At 41.1% G+C, this 14886-nt stretch carries 13 protein-coding genes; 4 read left to right on the top strand and 9 right to left on the bottom strand.

The window, feature by feature from the left end; translation table 11 throughout:
- Positions 1 to 2 precede the first annotated feature (2 nt).
- Genes AB8M93_RS00525 through AB8M93_RS00515 form a run of 3 tightly spaced genes read right to left on the bottom strand, consistent with a single transcriptional unit; the run spans position 3 to position 1678 of the window.
- Positions 3 to 413 carry an energy transducer TonB gene (locus AB8M93_RS00525; RefSeq protein ID WP_373055579.1) on the bottom strand — a complete coding sequence of 137 codons (411 nt, stop codon included), beginning with the start codon at positions 411 to 413 and terminating at the stop codon, positions 3 to 5.
- Between the two features lie 35 nt (positions 414 to 448).
- Positions 449 to 823, bottom strand: coding sequence for a TonB family protein (locus AB8M93_RS00520; protein ID WP_373055578.1), 375 nt, complete (start codon positions 821 to 823; stop codon positions 449 to 451).
- 30 nt (positions 824 to 853) lie between these two features.
- The gene (locus tag AB8M93_RS00515; RefSeq protein WP_373055577.1) at positions 854 to 1678 is read right to left on the bottom strand and encodes a thymidylate synthase; all 825 of its coding nucleotides are present in this window, start codon (positions 1676 to 1678) and stop codon (positions 854 to 856) included.
- A gap of 186 nt (positions 1679 to 1864) precedes the next feature.
- On the opposite strand from AB8M93_RS00515, the gene AB8M93_RS00510 reads away from it, so the two are divergent.
- A complete protein-coding gene (locus tag AB8M93_RS00510; RefSeq protein ID WP_373055575.1) occupies positions 1865 to 3616 on the top strand; it encodes an MATE family efflux transporter in 1752 nt (583 codons plus the stop codon).
- 238 nt (positions 3617 to 3854) lie between these two features.
- Here AB8M93_RS00510 and AB8M93_RS00505 read toward each other — a convergent pair whose 3' ends face one another.
- The 6 genes from AB8M93_RS00505 to AB8M93_RS00480 all read right to left on the bottom strand — a co-directional run bounded on the left by AB8M93_RS00505 (position 3855) and on the right by AB8M93_RS00480 (position 10368).
- Positions 3855 to 4820 carry a YihY/virulence factor BrkB family protein gene (locus AB8M93_RS00505; RefSeq protein WP_373055574.1) on the bottom strand — a complete coding sequence of 322 codons (966 nt, stop codon included), beginning with the start codon at positions 4818 to 4820 and terminating at the stop codon, positions 3855 to 3857.
- A 69-nt stretch (positions 4821 to 4889) separates the two neighbouring features.
- Complete coding sequence (locus AB8M93_RS00500; RefSeq protein ID WP_373055573.1) at positions 4890 to 5906, bottom strand: hypothetical protein; 1017 nt, start codon at positions 5904 to 5906, stop codon at positions 4890 to 4892.
- 186 nt (positions 5907 to 6092) lie between these two features.
- Positions 6093 to 7811 carry a NupC/NupG family nucleoside CNT transporter gene (locus tag AB8M93_RS00495; protein WP_373055571.1) on the bottom strand — a complete coding sequence of 573 codons (1719 nt, stop codon included), beginning with the start codon at positions 7809 to 7811 and terminating at the stop codon, positions 6093 to 6095.
- 76 nt (positions 7812 to 7887) lie between these two features.
- Complete coding sequence (locus AB8M93_RS00490) at positions 7888 to 8514, bottom strand: bifunctional nuclease family protein (protein ID WP_373055570.1); 627 nt, start codon at positions 8512 to 8514, stop codon at positions 7888 to 7890.
- 74 nt (positions 8515 to 8588) lie between these two features.
- Positions 8589 to 9557 (bottom strand): electron transfer flavoprotein subunit alpha/FixB family protein, encoded by a 969-nt coding sequence (locus tag AB8M93_RS00485; protein ID WP_373055569.1) that lies wholly within the window; start codon positions 9555 to 9557, stop codon positions 8589 to 8591.
- Positions 9558 to 9621: 64 nt separating this feature from the next.
- The gene (locus AB8M93_RS00480; protein ID WP_373055568.1) at positions 9622 to 10368 is read right to left on the bottom strand and encodes an electron transfer flavoprotein subunit beta/FixA family protein; all 747 of its coding nucleotides are present in this window, start codon (positions 10366 to 10368) and stop codon (positions 9622 to 9624) included.
- A 291-nt stretch (positions 10369 to 10659) separates the two neighbouring features.
- On the opposite strand from AB8M93_RS00480, the gene AB8M93_RS00475 reads away from it, so the two are divergent.
- The 3 genes from AB8M93_RS00475 to AB8M93_RS00465 all read left to right on the top strand — a co-directional run bounded on the left by AB8M93_RS00475 (position 10660) and on the right by AB8M93_RS00465 (position 14826).
- Positions 10660 to 11637, top strand: coding sequence for a pyruvate dehydrogenase complex E1 component subunit beta (locus tag AB8M93_RS00475; protein ID WP_373055567.1), 978 nt, complete (start codon positions 10660 to 10662; stop codon positions 11635 to 11637).
- A 275-nt stretch (positions 11638 to 11912) separates the two neighbouring features.
- Complete coding sequence (locus AB8M93_RS00470) at positions 11913 to 12425, top strand: inorganic diphosphatase (protein ID WP_373055566.1); 513 nt, start codon at positions 11913 to 11915, stop codon at positions 12423 to 12425.
- A gap of 118 nt (positions 12426 to 12543) precedes the next feature.
- A complete protein-coding gene (locus AB8M93_RS00465; RefSeq protein WP_373055565.1) occupies positions 12544 to 14826 on the top strand; it encodes a sodium-translocating pyrophosphatase in 2283 nt (760 codons plus the stop codon).
- Positions 14827 to 14886: the final 60 nt, after the last annotated feature.

The following is a 14886-nucleotide window of genomic DNA, read 5'->3' as shown; positions in this document are numbered from 1 at the left end:
CCTTAAAGGGTGAGGGGAATAGTATAATTAATGGATGTAGGTTTTCCGCCTCTTGTCCCAGGTTTCATTTTTGGGATTTTTTTGATCATAGCTTCCGCTGCCTGATTCACTTGCGGGTTTTCACCTTCAACCGATTTTATTACTGCCTCGCCGGATTCGTTAATTTCCAGTTTAATAATAGCCTTTCCTCTTATAAAATCTCCCTCGTTATTTCTGGGATATTTATAGTTTTCTTTAATATGCTGCATTAGTTTTGTGTTAAAGCACGCTTTAGTGTCTTCACTACTTTCACAGCCCGGCCAAACAGGAGCAGATTCTTTTACGGTCACTTTGTTGCCGCTAACTTTAACGCCTTGTTGGGCGAAAGTTAACGAGACAGAGAACAGCAGGAAAATTATAAATAGCTTTTTCATAATATAGGTAGGTTAAGGGATTGGGCTGTAATTTCTTAGAACTTGAAGGTATTGGTGAACTTCCTGTCATCTACCTCGCCGCCAAGAGTGCCTGGTTCCATTTTTGGCATTTTTTCAAGCATTTCCCTTGCTGCCTGGTTTACTTCAGGTTTAGGTCCTTCCACCGAATTTATAACAACTTCTCCTTCTTTATTTACGGTGAAAGATACAGTTACTTTTCCGCGCACATATTCTCCTTTGTCATTTTTAGGATACTCATAATTAGATCGTACAAACTGAGAGAATTTTTGGTTAAAACATTTTTTGACATTATCGCTGCCTTCACATCCCGGCCATACCGGCGAGGTTTGATCCTGGGCCATACAGAGTCCTCCAATAAACATAAAAGCGATTACCAATAAATTTTTCATGATAAGTTAAAATTTTAAATTATAAAAGAGTTATACCGCAACTTTGCCTTTAATAGGCGGGTGCGGGTTATAATCCTCTAAGATAAAGTCTTCAAATTTAAATTCAAAAATATCTTTGATCTCAGGATTCAGCTTCATTTTCGGCAAATTTCGCGGTTCCCTGGAAAGCTGAAGTTTTACCTGCTCCATATGGTTGCTGTAGATGTGGGCATCTCCAAAGGTATGGATAAAATCCCCCGGCTGTAACTCGCAAACCTGCGCCATCATCATGGTGAGCAGGGCATAAGATGCAATGTTAAAAGGCACGCCAAGAAAAATATCGGCACTTCTTTGATAAAGCTGGCAGGATAGTTTTCCTTCAGCAACATAAAACTGAAAGAATGCGTGGCAGGGAGGCAAAGCTGCCTTTCCGTTTTTTACATTTTCAGCAAAAGACTTTGAAGTATCTGGCAAAACCGAAGGATTCCAGGCTGAAACCAGCATTCTCCTGCTATTTGGGTTTTTCTTTAGTGTTTCTATAATCTCGCTAATCTGGTCAATCTCTTCACTGTTCCAGTTGCGCCACTGGTGGCCGTAAACCGGGCCTAAATCTCCATTTTCATCGGCCCACTCATTCCAGATCCTCACCCCGTTTTCCTGCAGGTATTTTACATTGGTATCGCCCTTTAGAAACCAGAGCAATTCGTAAATAATAGACTTTAAGTGCAGTTTTTTGGTAGTAACCATGGGAAAACCCTCATTCAGGTCGAACCGCATCTGGTAGCCAAAAACGCTTTTTGTTCCTGTGCCGGTACGGTCTCCTTTCTCTGTTCCGTTTTCTAAGACATGCTTTAGTAAATCGTGATATTGTTTCATAGAAGCTTATTCTAGAGGCTAAAATTACGGAAATTATAAAAGCAGGTGAAATTTTGAAGAACTGTTCCTGGGATTTGAAATATTTAACATTAACCGTTACTTATTTTAAATGCAGGTTAAATAACTGTTATTTAAGGTCTACAGTGTAATATTTTTTACAAATTGCGTTTAAAACCAAACAAAAAAATGATGAAAAAATTATCTTTAACCATAATTATTAGCCTCTTTATGACGGCTGCTCATGCTCAGGTTACAGAGCCTGTGGCTTTAACAGATACCATTGTGACCCCACAATTTTTTATAGCAGTGATAGCTGGGGTGCTCCTTGCTCTGGGATTTCAGTTTATACTTACTATCCTTTCTGTGGCAACAGGAATTAGTGCTATAGGAGATGTGAAGAAATCCTATGTTCATAGTAAAAACCATACCAGCGGGAAACATGATTTTAAAGATGAAGATCATGATAATGATCAGCAAAACAGTAATTCTTCCACCGGAGCAATGGTAAGTACAGGTTTCGGGGTTTGGAGCACTATAACCGTAGCACTTTCTTTATTTGGAGCTACCGCTTTGGCTATTAATCTTAGCCTTATTACCAACCCTATAATTAGTATTACTTTGGGACTTGTAATTTGGGCTACCTTTTTTATTATACTTTTTTACCTTGAGAGCAGAGTGGTAAATACATTGGTTGGAGGGCTTATTAATACAGCTACTGCAGGTTTGAGAGCTTCAGGAGATGCGGTAAAAAACATGTTTACGCCTTCCAAAGAAAAACAAATTGAACATGTTGCAGAGAATACGATAGACAAAGTGAGAAAGGAGTTCCAGAATAATTTTGATTCAGGAATGCTGGATGAATCCATAGATGAGTTTTTTAATAAATTTGACCAAAAAACACCTGATTATGAAAAGGTGAAAAATGATATTCAACAAATTATAGACGGGTCTGTAGAGAAATCAAATAAACAACAAGATTCCGGTAGTAGCAGTAGTCCCGGGAAGTGGATGGCCGTTCAGCGGGTGTTGAATAAAGCTATTGAACAAAGTTCTGGTGGATCTGAAGAGGATAAAAGTAAAAAGGAACAACTTCAAAAGCTGCAAAAGGAATTCAAGGAAGCTTATGGGGAAGGTGATACCAAAGAGGAAAAAGCTGAAAAAATAATTGCAAGGTTTACTCCGGCTGAAGAAGAAGAAGTCCAGGGATACGTAAATAAGATTAAGCAATTACTTTCCCAGGATAGTTCTAACGAGATGAGCTCGGAAGAGCTGGAAAAGAAAGTGAAGGATATTATTAAAAACCCAAAAGTAGAAGCCGGTAAGCTGGGAAGCAGGATTGAAGAAATTGACCGTGACTCTATTATTGCTTTCCTGAATAAAAATACATCACTTAGCAGAATGCAGGCTGAGCAGTACGCTGATAAGGCTGAAAAAACCATCAGAAAAATTAGTCTTGAGCTTAATGGTAATACCACAGGAGATGCAGATGGCGGTATAGTTGCAAAGATCGAGGCTGCTCTTTCCGGGTTAAGCGGCGGCTCTGGTAGTACTTCTAATCTTGATTTTTCTCAATTAAAGAAAATTGTTCAGCGAAAAATGGATAGCCACGGGGAAAGCCTTGAAACTGTAAAAGGAAAGCTAAAGAATATGGACAGGGAAAAGCTAATCACCCTGGTGACAGGCAATACCAATATAGATCGTAAGGATATAGATAAAGTAGTAGACCAAATTGAAGGCGCTCGCGGAGAAGTATTATCTAAAATTGATGAAATTGAAGAGACTGCAAGAGGAAGAATAAAAATGATGGAGCGTAAAGCGGTAATACAGGCAGAACATACCAGGAAAACCGCTGCAATAGCTGCATGGTGGCTAGTTGCCAGCGCTATAATTTCTGCCGGGGCAGCAATTGGCGGAAGTCTTCTGTCTACAATTTCTTGAGCTAATATTTAACAATTAACAGAAGTAAAAAACGGTCTGAAGGTTATATTTCAGGCCGTTTTTTTAATGGTGAAAGTGAAGTACGAGGTTTAAAGTTGGGAGTTCGAAAAAAGATTGCCGTTCTGTGTTGTTCATAATGGGCTGGTTATGAATTGTGCGTTTTAGGTATAGAAGTGTAATAGAGTTTCAATTTGGACTTCTATTTAACTACAATCAACAGTCTAAAAAATATTCAGCTTTAGTCTATGTCTTCTCCGGCTACCCTGTCGGCATGGTAAGCTCCTCTTTCCCCCATTGGTTCTCTCTCGCCTATGGTAGTGTCTTTTTTGGTTTGATGTTCCATTTCTGAATTAATTTCAGCTCCAAGCAGTACTATAAATGAAGTTAAGAACAGCCACATCAGGAGGATAACAACTGCGGCAAAACTTCCATATACATCTCCGTAACTTCCAAAATTATTCACATACCAGGAAAATAATACTGATCCAACGATCCATAATAAACACGCAATTACTGCTCCCCAGCTTACCCATTTAAACCTGGGGTTATCGCGGTGCGGCGCAATTTTATAGGTGATGCCTAGGGCAAACACGAGTCCAAAGGCCAGGAAGAGCCATCTTCCCCACATTAAAACAGTAGCGAGTAGAGGAGATAAGCCAAGATCTTCTACTATAACTGGAAAAAATATTACTATTAACAGGCTTAAAAGCCCGAGAACAACCATACCGAGCGTAAAGAGAAGGGTAATTGCAGTTTTTTTAATAAAACCTCTTTGGTCCTCTTCATCATAAGCAATATTAATTCCTTCAAACAATGCAGATGTTCCCTTGTTTGCGCTCCACAGGGTCACCAGGATGCTAAAAAACAGGCCCCACCCAAGGGTTTGATCAGATTTTGCCAAAACAGGATCAATAATACTTTCGATAATGTTATAAGCCTGTGCTGGTAGCATTTTACTAAGTGCAGAAAGTTGTTCCTGGATTTGTGCGGGTTCAATTATCAGGCTGTAGATAGTAATGGCCGCTATGATAGTAGGGAACAGGGCCAGGAAAAAATAAAAGGCCACTCCTGCCGAGACTACCTGGACATGATCTGCTGAAATTTGAGAAACTACCCGTTTCCCTATATCCTTCCATCCTTTAGACGGAATTTCTTTTGGAGCTTCTGCATTGTGCCCCCGGTTGGTTTGGTTAGTGCTGCTCATAATTTACCTTTTATTCCTTTTAAATTTACTCCCCACCAATAGCCTGAAATGTTTCAGGTTGAGCCAAATCTAATTACTTTCTTTTGGTATACTTTCTTCAATTAAATCATTCCAGTCCCAGCCATCTTTATTTATTAACCCCAGCAGTTTGCAACGACGCTTCTTTAGTTCCCGTAGCTTCTCATTCTTTTCTTCTTCGGAAATGGAGGTAATAGTCTCAATAATATTGTCATACGGGAAAGATGGTGCTTCGTCTGGAGTCCCGGTAAAGGTTCCATCAAGCCTGGAGATATAATTGTCTAAAGTGCCCTTTAGAACCTTCCAGTGATAGGCATTATCGGTTTTATCCAATTTATAGATTTCCTGGATAGTAATAGCTTCATCTAGAGCGGCCAGTTGAAGCGGAGCAGAATATTCCTGAATATTGGAATGAAAATAATGCAGGACAGGATAAGCCAGGTGTCGTTCTGTATGTTGTATAAGCATGGTTTCCAAAGTTCCAAATCTTTCATAAAGTGCACTGAAATCCTTTCCATTCCAGCCATTCCGAATTATTTCCACAGGAGTTTTTCCCAGTTTTGCGATGTAAACAGCGAGAGTACGTTTTGCAATAACGGCCTGTAGCACAGGTAAAAGATATGAAATACCTAAAGTGACAAAAAACATGCTGCTGACACCCATGATATTAGAAATAATCCGCCAAAAATCTGATCCGGATTTAAGGTCACCATTACCCAGGGAAGTTAAGGTGTAACCAACATAATAAATATTTCCCACCGTAGAAGCAGGAGTACCAGTTGTTGCATCTACTACCGAATCGTGAACTGACAAAAATATAAGACTGTACCCCGTCCAGATTATAAGAATCCAGGAAAGCACCAGAACTATTAAAATAGTACCTCCGGCATAAGTTAGTACTTTTGAACTTCCTTTTCTACCGCCAATCAAATAGAAGATTTGCCAGATACGTGCAGCCAGTATTTTAGAAAAAGTTCCTCCCCCATCAATAAAAATTACTGTTTTAATAATGTCAATACATACCACCACGAGTAGCAAAATTCCTATAATAATCATGAATGTTTCCATAGTAACTTTTATGCTGGCTTAAAGCCAATCGATTAGCCTGCAACAAAAAATTAGTGTTACAATTATATTCAATAAAGAATAAGGGCTTTAGAGAGTGCGTGTTTAAGTGCAGACAAGTTAAAAAGATAACAGCTGGAAAATTATTCTAATCAGCATTATTAATGCCGTAATAAGCGAATAAGCCTTTTAGCCTAATATCATTCCGGCTATAGTTGCTGAAAGCAGCGACGCCAGGGTGCCGCCAATAAGTGCTTTCATTCCAAATTCAGAAAGATTTTTACGTTGTCCCGGTGCAAGGGAGCCAATCCCTCCAATCTGGATTCCTATAGAGGCAAAATTGGCAAATCCGCAGAGCATGTATGTTGCCATAATTACAGATTTTTCGTAAGTCAGGCTTAGTGCATTGGCCGGATTTTTAAGATCGGCCAGTTGTACATAGCCTACAAATTCACTTGCTGCGATCTTTATTCCAAGTAATTGGCCCATAAGCATCATGTCTTCTTTGGCAACCCCAATAATCCACATAAGCGGGGCAAAAATTAGCCCGAGAACAGATTCTATTGAAAAGTTTGAGTAGGGAGTGTATTCTGCCATGAGCATATTAAGGTGCGTCCATCCTCCCACACGTCCCAATACATAATTAATCATGGCAATAAAGGCGATAAAAACCAGTAGCATGGCCGCAACATTTGCGGCAAGTTTTAAACCTTCGGTAGTACCATTGGCAATGGCATCCAGTATATTGGAGCCTATTTTTTCAGAAGAAACATCAACAGTGGTATCTATGGGCTCCTGTTGTGGATATAAAATTTTAGAAACCACTATGGCTCCCGGAGCGGCCATTACAGAAGCGGCAAGCAGGTGCTTGGCAAACTGTAATCTCAGGGCCGGGTCATCACCGCCAAGAAAACCAATATATGCCGCAAGAACGCCACCTGCCACAGTAGCCATCCCGCCAATCATCACCAGTAAAATTTCAGACCTGGTCATTCTTTCCAGGTAAGCTTTAATCATAAGCGGAGCTTCGGTTTGTCCCAGGAAAATATTTCCGGCCACATTAAGGCTTTCCGCTCCGGAAATTCCCATAAGCTTGGTTAAAACCCAGGCCATTCCACGCACCACAATCTGAATAATTCCCAGGTAAAAAAGCACCGAAGTGAGGGCCGAGAAGAAGATGATGGTGGGAAGCACCTGGAAGAGGAAAATAAACCCGAAACTTTCCACATCCATCATTCCGCCCAAAAGAAACTCACTTCCGGCGGCAGTGAAGTCCAGTATCAACACAAAAATGCTTCCTACAAATTCGAATATTTTCTGTATAAAAGTGATTTTTAAAACCCCTATAGCCAGTAAAAGCTGCGCACCAAGGCCAATTAATATTGTTCGCCAGTTAATGGCTTTGCGATTGCTGCTGAATAGAAAAGCGATAAGCAGCAGCACCAGCATCCCCAGTGCCCCCCGGGCCACGCTATGAATAGAAATGCCTTCACTGGGGATCATTTCTTTGGCAATTGCTGCCGGCACTGCTTCTTTTATAGTTTCTGAAGATTCTGAAAAGGTATATAATTGCTCCCCTTCAGTAAGGCTGAATTTGGATTCGGTGAGGCCTGAAACCCTGAAGTGCCGGATAGTATCTTTGGGTTTGCCGTAAAATAAGACCAGGTTGTTGTTCTGGTAGATATAGTCTCCCTCCGCTAGAGTATCTGAAGAATCAGAATTTTCACGGGTTATACTGAAGCGCCCTTCTGAAAGGTTTAAAACAGCTTCAGAAGTAAAAGGAGTGTTGGCAGAGGTGAGGGAATCTGCATCTGCAGGTTGAAATTGCCAGTTTTTGGAGATGCTTTGTGAGGAAGCGGTGCTAAATCCGAAAACAACTAAAAACAGACAGTACCAAATTTTATTCATCTAAAAAGGGAAATTTGCGGGCCACACTTTTGAAGCTTTTTGTGGGGCTATTACTAAACAGGCATATTGCATCGGGTTATTTTCTTTTTGAAATCTCATCCCTGATGCGCGCCGCTTTTTCATAATCTTCATTATGTACGGCCTGGGATAATAAATCCTTGAGTTCAGATAAAGAGAGTTTTTTGTAATTGGTGTCATCAGATTTTATCTCTATATCGTCTGACAATAATTCTTCAGCAATAATTTCTTCCTCTTCCCTGGTTGAGGTTGCTTTTTCCTGCGGTTCTTCTCCTTTAAGGAAAATACCGGCCTTGTCCAGAATATTTTTATAGGTAAAAATAGGAGCATCAAATCTTAATGCAAGGGCAATGGCATCACTGGTTCTGGCGTCAATAATTTCTTCAATTTTATCCCGTTCACAGATAAGGCTGGAGTAAAAAACACCGTCTACCAGTTTATGAATAATTACCTGTTTTACTACAATATGAAACCTGTCGGCAAAATTCCTGAACAGGTCATGGGTAAGGGGTCTGGGAGGTTTTATTTCTTTTTCAAGGGCTATGGCAATAGATTGTGCCTCAAAAGCCCCAATAACAATAGGAAGTTTTCTTTCCCCGTTTACCTCGCTCAATATAAGGGCGTAGGCTCCATTCTGGGTTTGACTGTAAGAAATTCCTTTAATGTTAAGGCGCACTAAACTCATATTCCAAAAATTGAAAAAGGCTGTCTAAATAAGGACATTAGACAGCCCTTTTAATGGGGCACAAGTTATGAAAATTATGCGTTTTTAGCTTTAAATTCCCTCAATTTTTCATTGAGCCTGGGAACGATCTCGAAGGCGTCTCCCACAATCCCGTAATCTGCAGCTTTAAAAAAAGGTGCTTCGGGATCATTGTTAATAACTACTTTGGTTTTGGCGGCATTAATTCCCGCAAGGTGCTGGATTGCGCCAGAAATTCCCACGGCAATGTAAAGATTAGAGGCAACGGGTTTTCCTGTTTGGCCCACATGTTCGCTGTGCGGCCTCCAGCCCATATCACTCACAGGCTTGGAGCAGGCAGTTGCTGCGCCCAGAATATCTGCCATTTCCTCTATCATTTCCCAATTTTCAGGGCCTTTTAAACCACGGCCTCCGGAAACCACAATTTCAGCATCGGCAATGGTAACTTTGTTTGTGGCTTTGTCTACAGATTCTACATTTACCGAAAAATCTTCATGAGAAAGGTTTGGGCTGAATTCTTCAGCTGTAGTTTCAGCCTGGTGTTCTTTAACTCCAAAAGCGTTTTTTGCCAGACCTATTATCTTCACATCTGTGCTAATTTTAGTAAAATTGAAGGCCTTCATGGTAAATGCGTTTCGTTTTACTGTAAAAGGCTCGGTACTTTCCGGTAGGGCAACCACGTTGGAGGCATAACCGGCTTCTAATTGTACGGCTAAAATTGGAGCGAGATAACGGCTGTTGGCACTTTGGGAAAGCACAATAACCTTACTGCTCTCTTGTTCCGCAGCCTGCTTTATGGCATCGGCATAAGCTTCAGCGTTAAATTTATTTAATTTTTCATTTTTAATATTCAGCACTTTTTCCACTCCGTAAGTTCCTAATGCTGAAGCTTCAGGAGCGTTGAAGGTAATTCCGGTGACGGAGGTGCCCATCATATCGGCAACTTCTTTGGCATAGGAGGCCACTTCAAAAGAAGCTTTCTTAAATTTTCCTTCTTCGGATTCTATATATACTAAAACTGACATTCTTTTATATTTTGATTTTTCCGCAAAGGCGAAAAACAGTTAATAATTTTATTTATCCTGAAATTTATAGGGCTTTGGCTTCATTATGAAGCAGATCAATAAGCTCGTCAAGATTTTCAGGATCAATGAGTTTCACTGCTCCTTTTGGAGCCGGTTTTTCATACTTCACCGCTTCAGTTCTTTTTTCTGGCTGGGTTGCTTCAACCACATTCAAAGGTTTCTTACGTGCCTGCATTATTCCTCTCATATTCGGGATTTTTAGGTCGCTTTCTTCCACAAGGCCTTTTTGCCCTCCAATTACAAGGGGAAGGGCGGCGGTAAGGGTTTCTTTCCCGCCGTCTATTTCACGAATTGCCGTTGCTTTGTCTCCCTCTATTTCCAAACCAATACAGTTGGTAACAAAATTTGCCCCTAATAAGGTGGCAAGCATCCCCGGCACCATTCCTCCATTATAATCTATAGATTCACGGCCGGCGATAATTAGGTCGTAATTGCCGTCTTTGGCAACGTTTGCCAGTTCTTTGGCAACCTGGAAGCTGTCTGTAGGAGCAGTATCTACGCGAATCGCGCTATCAGCTCCAATGGCCAGGGCTTTTCTAAGGGTAGGTTCGGTTTCTGCGCCGCCAACGTTTATTACATCTACTGTTGCACCCTGTTTTTCTTTGAACCACATGGCACGGGTGAGCCCAAATTCGTCATTGGGATTAATTACAAACTGCACTCCGCTGGTGTCAAATTTGGTATCTCCTTCCGTAAAATTAATTTTTGAGGTAGTATCAGGTACGTGGCTAATACATACTAAAATTTTCATATATAAGGTCGTTTTATAGTAAATCGTTCAGTCACGAAGGTACATAAATTAAATCGAAAATACTATGCATGCATAATAAAATTTGTTAAATCTCACGTGGTGAAATGCCTTGAAGTTTTGTTGAAAGTATTGTCGTGGGAACCATTTTATTCGGGCAATATCAGTTTTTTATAGGTTTTCCTGATTCTCTTTTGAAATCTGCTAAATTTTTGTCTGGTGTTTGTGGTGAAAACTTTATTGAATTACTATTTTTGTTCTCGCAAGATTTTAAAATAATTATAATACACTATAATGAAGACAATTCAATTTAGGGAAGCCGTTCAGCAGGCAATGAGCGAAGAGATGCGCAAAGACGACTCTATTTATCTTATGGGGGAAGAGGTGGCCGAGTATAATGGCGCCTACAAAGCCTCTAAAGGCATGCTGGATGAATTTGGTCCAGAAAGAATCATTGATACCCCTATTTCTGAGCTTGGTTTCTCCGGAATTGGAGTGGGAAGCGCAATGAACGGTAACCGCCCGATTATTGAATTCATGACCTTTAACTTCTCACTGGTTGGAATTGACCAGATTATTAATAACGCGGCCAAGATGCGCCAGATGAGTGGCGGGCAGTTCAATATTCCAATTGTTTTCCGCGGGCCTACAGGATCTGCCGGACAGTTAGGTGCAACGCACTCCCAGGCTTTTGAAAGCTGGTATGCCAACTGCCCAGGCTTAAAGGTGATTGTTCCTTCTAATCCTTACGATGCCAAAGGATTGCTTAAATCGGCTATTCGTGATGACGATCCTGTTATCTTCATGGAAAGCGAACAGATGTACGGGGACAAGGGAGAAGTGCCTGAAGAGGAATATGTAATTGAAATTGGCAAAGCCGATATTAAGCGGGAAGGTACAGATGTTACCATTGTTTCCTTCGGAAAGATTATAAAAGAGGCTTACAAAGCCGCTGAAGAATTAGAAAAAGACGATATTTCCTGTGAGATTATTGATCTTAGAACAATTCGTCCTATGGATCATGCAACTATTATTGAATCTGTTAAGAAAACAAACCGTTTGGTAATACTTGAGGAATCCTGGCCATTTGGCAATATTTCTACTGAAATTGCTTACCAGGTACAGGAGCAGGCTTTTGATTATCTTGATGCCCCTGTTGTTAAAATAAACACCGCAGATACTCCTGCACCTTATTCGCCCGTACTGCTTCAGGAATGGCTGCCGGGTAGTGAAGATGTGATTAAAGCAGTAAAAAAGGTGTTATATAAATAAGCACATAACTTTTTAATTTAAAAACTTCATCTTAGTCGGTGAAGTTTTTTTTTGCCCGGGTGCGGGTTAAAACTAACATATAGACTCTCATATTTGCTAAATTCCATCATTCCTTAATTTTTCTGAAGAGCCGCTTTCGTGGGAATAAAGTTTTCAGAATCTGGAGGCCAGCTGTTTTGCTCTTGCAGCTTCTATGGGTTTACACATTTAATAACAGTATTTAAAAACGGAATTACTTATATTTGTTGCCCTTAAAAATAGAAAAACAATTTAAAATGTCTGAAACTTTTGACGTACTAATAGAAATCCCTAAGGGGAGTCGGAACAAATATGAATATGATTTTAACCTGAAGAAGGTACGCTATGACCGTATGATCTTTTCTTCCATGATGTACCCCGCAGATTACGGATTTATACCAAATACCCTTGCACAGGACAGTGATCCGCTAGATGTGCTGGTGCTGGTTTCTGAGCCTACTTTCCCGGGAATCGTTATGGAGGTAAAGCCTATAGGGGTTTTTCACATGGCAGATGAAAAAGGGCCTGATGAAAAGATTATTTGCGTGCCGGTGTCCGATCCTATCTGGAACCGATTAAATGACCTGAAGGAGCTGAATGGCCATATGTTGAAAGAAATAGAACATTTCTTTAAAGTTTATAAGGATCTTGAAAAGAAAAAAGTAGATACCGGTGATTTTGGGGACGCTACAGAAGCACGTGAGATCATCAGGCAATGTGTGGAACGTTTTGAGAATTATGATGGTGATAAAAGCAGGTTTGGGATATAATCGCAAAAATCACCATTCATTATTAACAATTTAAAAGCAATAACCTTAAAAAGTTATTGCTTTTTTAATTATTATTGATTTACTACATTAGCTGTAATTAATTTGCAACTAACAATCTATGGAATCAATAATGATTTACATGCCCGCTGTGATGGCGGTGCTTGGACTGCTTTATATGTGGTTCAAAAGGTCCTGGGTAATGAAACAGGACTCCGGGGACGGGAAGATGAAAGATATTTCCTCCCATATCTATGAAGGAGCACTCGCCTTTCTAAAAGCTGAATATAAACTGCTTGGCTTCTTTGTAATTGGGGCCAGCCTGGCTTTAGCTTTAATAGCTTTTATAGTCCCTACCACCCACTGGCTTATTATTGTTTCTTTTATTTTTGGAGCTTTTTTTTCGGCTTTGGCCGGGAATATGGGAATGAGGATCGCCACACAAACCAACGTACGCACTACCCAGGCGGCAAGGAGTAGCTTACCAAAAGCCTTAAACATATCCTTTGGAGGCGGCACGGTAATGGGGCTGGGTGTAGCTGGCCTTGCAGTATTGGGCCTGAGCCTGTTTTTTATATTTTTCTTCTATTATTTTATGGATGGGGAGTGGACCAATACATTAGATATGACCGTAGTGTTGGAAACCCTCGCCGGCTTTTCTCTTGGAGCAGAGTCCATAGCGCTTTTTGCCCGGGTTGGGGGCGGAATTTATACCAAGGCTGCCGATGTGGGAGCAGACCTGGTAGGGAAGGTTGAAGCCGGGATTCCTGAAGATGATCCGCGTAACCCTGCTACTATTGCAGATAACGTGGGCGATAATGTAGGAGATGTGGCAGGAATGGGCGCCGATTTATTCGGAAGCTATGTTGCTACTGTGTTGGCCGCTATGGTCCTTGGCAATTATATTATAGAAGATATGGGCGGGAATATTGTTGCGGAAGGTTTCGGCGGAATAGGCCCTATTCTTTTACCTGTGGCCATCGCTGGTGCCGGAATTATTATTTCCATCATCGGGACGTTGCTGGTTAAGATAAAAGATAATAATGCCAGGGAGAATGAAGTGCAAAAAGCCTTAAATATTGGTAATTGGGTTTCTATAGCTTTGGTTGCTATAACCTGTTTCTTCCTGGTGCGCTGGATGTTACCGGAAAATACCATGAAAATGGGCTTTTTTATAGGAGGCCGGGATGGGTTTGAGTATGTAAATATTTCTTCTATTCGAGTATTCTATGCTACCCTCGTAGGAATTGGAGTGGGCGGAATTATCTCTGCCGTAACCGAATATTATACGGGACTTGGCAAAAAACCTGTGCTTTCTATTGTTCAGAATTCCAGTACAGGAGCGGCAACTAATATTATTGCCGGGCTATCTACCGGTATGATTTCAACATTTTCTTCAGTTTTGCTTTTTGCGATCGCCATCTGGGCATCCTATGCTTTTGCAGGTTTTTACGGGGTGGCTTTAGCGGCTTCAGCAATGATGGCTACCACTGCCATGCAACTGGCCATTGATGCCTTTGGTCCAATTTCAGATAATGCCGGGGGAATTGCCGAAATGAGCGAGCTGCCTGCAGAGGTAAGGGAGCGTACAGATATCCTGGATTCCGTGGGAAATACCACGGCGGCTACCGGGAAAGGTTTTGCAATTGCTTCAGCTGCACTTACCTCCCTGGCGCTTTTTGCCGCCTATGTTACTTTTACCGGTATAGACGGGATTAATATTTTTAAGGCTCCTGTCCTGGCGATGCTGTTTGTTGGTGGCATGGTTCCCGTAGTATTTTCAGCCCTTGCCATCAATTCTGTTGGAAAGGCCGCAATGCAAATGGTAAACGAGGTGCGCAGGCAGTTTAAAGAAATTCCTGGTATCCTTGAAGGAACAGCTAAACCACAGTATGATAAGTGCGTGGAAATCTCTACCAACGCCGCTCTAAGGGAAATGCTTTTACCCGGAGTTCTAACCATTGGTTTTCCTATTGTAATCGCCCTTTTGCCCATGCTTTTTGGCTACGATAACCAGCTGATTGCTGAAATGCTTGGAGGCTATATGGCAGGAGTTACCGTGAGCGGTGTTTTGTGGGCTATTTTTCAGAATAATGCCGGTGGCGCGTGGGATAATGCCAAGAAATCTTTTGAAGCGGGAGTGATGATTAACGGGGAGATGACCTACAAAGGTTCTGATGCCCATAAAGCAGCAGTTACCGGCGATACCGTGGGAGATCCTTTTAAAGACACTTCCGGCCCTTCCATGAATATTCTTATAAAGCTAACCTGCCTTATTGGCCTGGTGCTGGCGCCAATTCTTGGAGGCCATACCACAGATGCTGAAGAGGTTCATGAGGAACAGGTTGGTGTGCATCAGGTGGAAAACAGCAGCCGTAATAATCAACTGGAAATGGACAATTGATAATTAAAAAATTATATCAAGCAATAGTATAAAAGCCCTTTAGAATTTCAGAATTTTCTA

The sequence above is a fragment of the Autumnicola aciditolerans genome (assembly GCF_041679265.1).
Classification (GTDB): domain Bacteria; phylum Bacteroidota; class Bacteroidia; order Flavobacteriales; family Flavobacteriaceae; genus Autumnicola.
This window is presented reverse-complemented; position numbering and strand designations above follow the sequence as displayed.

What these genes read in the sequence shown, in the direction of transcription:
- AB8M93_RS00495 (WP_373055571.1), bottom strand. Translation starts at nt 7,811, where the DNA reads ATGAATAAAATTTGGTACTGTCTGTTTTTAGTTGTTTTCGGATTTAGC.
- AB8M93_RS00500 (WP_373055573.1), bottom strand. Translation starts at nt 5,906, where the DNA reads ATGGAAACATTCATGATTATTATAGGAATTTTGCTACTCGTGGTGGTA.
- AB8M93_RS00465 (WP_373055565.1), top strand. Translation starts at nt 12,544, where the DNA reads ATGGAATCAATAATGATTTACATGCCCGCTGTGATGGCGGTGCTTGGA.
- AB8M93_RS00525 (WP_373055579.1), bottom strand. Translation starts at nt 413, where the DNA reads ATGAAAAAGCTATTTATAATTTTCCTGCTGTTCTCTGTCTCGTTAACT.
- AB8M93_RS00475 (WP_373055567.1), top strand. Translation starts at nt 10,660, where the DNA reads ATGAAGACAATTCAATTTAGGGAAGCCGTTCAGCAGGCAATGAGCGAA.
- AB8M93_RS00490 (WP_373055570.1), bottom strand. Translation starts at nt 8,514, where the DNA reads ATGAGTTTAGTGCGCCTTAACATTAAAGGAATTTCTTACAGTCAAACC.
- AB8M93_RS00510 (WP_373055575.1), top strand. Translation starts at nt 1,865, where the DNA reads ATGATGAAAAAATTATCTTTAACCATAATTATTAGCCTCTTTATGACG.
- AB8M93_RS00515 (WP_373055577.1), bottom strand. Translation starts at nt 1,678, where the DNA reads ATGAAACAATATCACGATTTACTAAAGCATGTCTTAGAAAACGGAACA.
- AB8M93_RS00505 (WP_373055574.1), bottom strand. Translation starts at nt 4,820, where the DNA reads ATGAGCAGCACTAACCAAACCAACCGGGGGCACAATGCAGAAGCTCCA.
- AB8M93_RS00485 (WP_373055569.1), bottom strand. Translation starts at nt 9,557, where the DNA reads ATGTCAGTTTTAGTATATATAGAATCCGAAGAAGGAAAATTTAAGAAA.
- AB8M93_RS00470 (WP_373055566.1), top strand. Translation starts at nt 11,913, where the DNA reads ATGTCTGAAACTTTTGACGTACTAATAGAAATCCCTAAGGGGAGTCGG.
- AB8M93_RS00520 (WP_373055578.1), bottom strand. Translation starts at nt 823, where the DNA reads ATGAAAAATTTATTGGTAATCGCTTTTATGTTTATTGGAGGACTCTGT.
- AB8M93_RS00480 (WP_373055568.1), bottom strand. Translation starts at nt 10,368, where the DNA reads ATGAAAATTTTAGTATGTATTAGCCACGTACCTGATACTACCTCAAAA.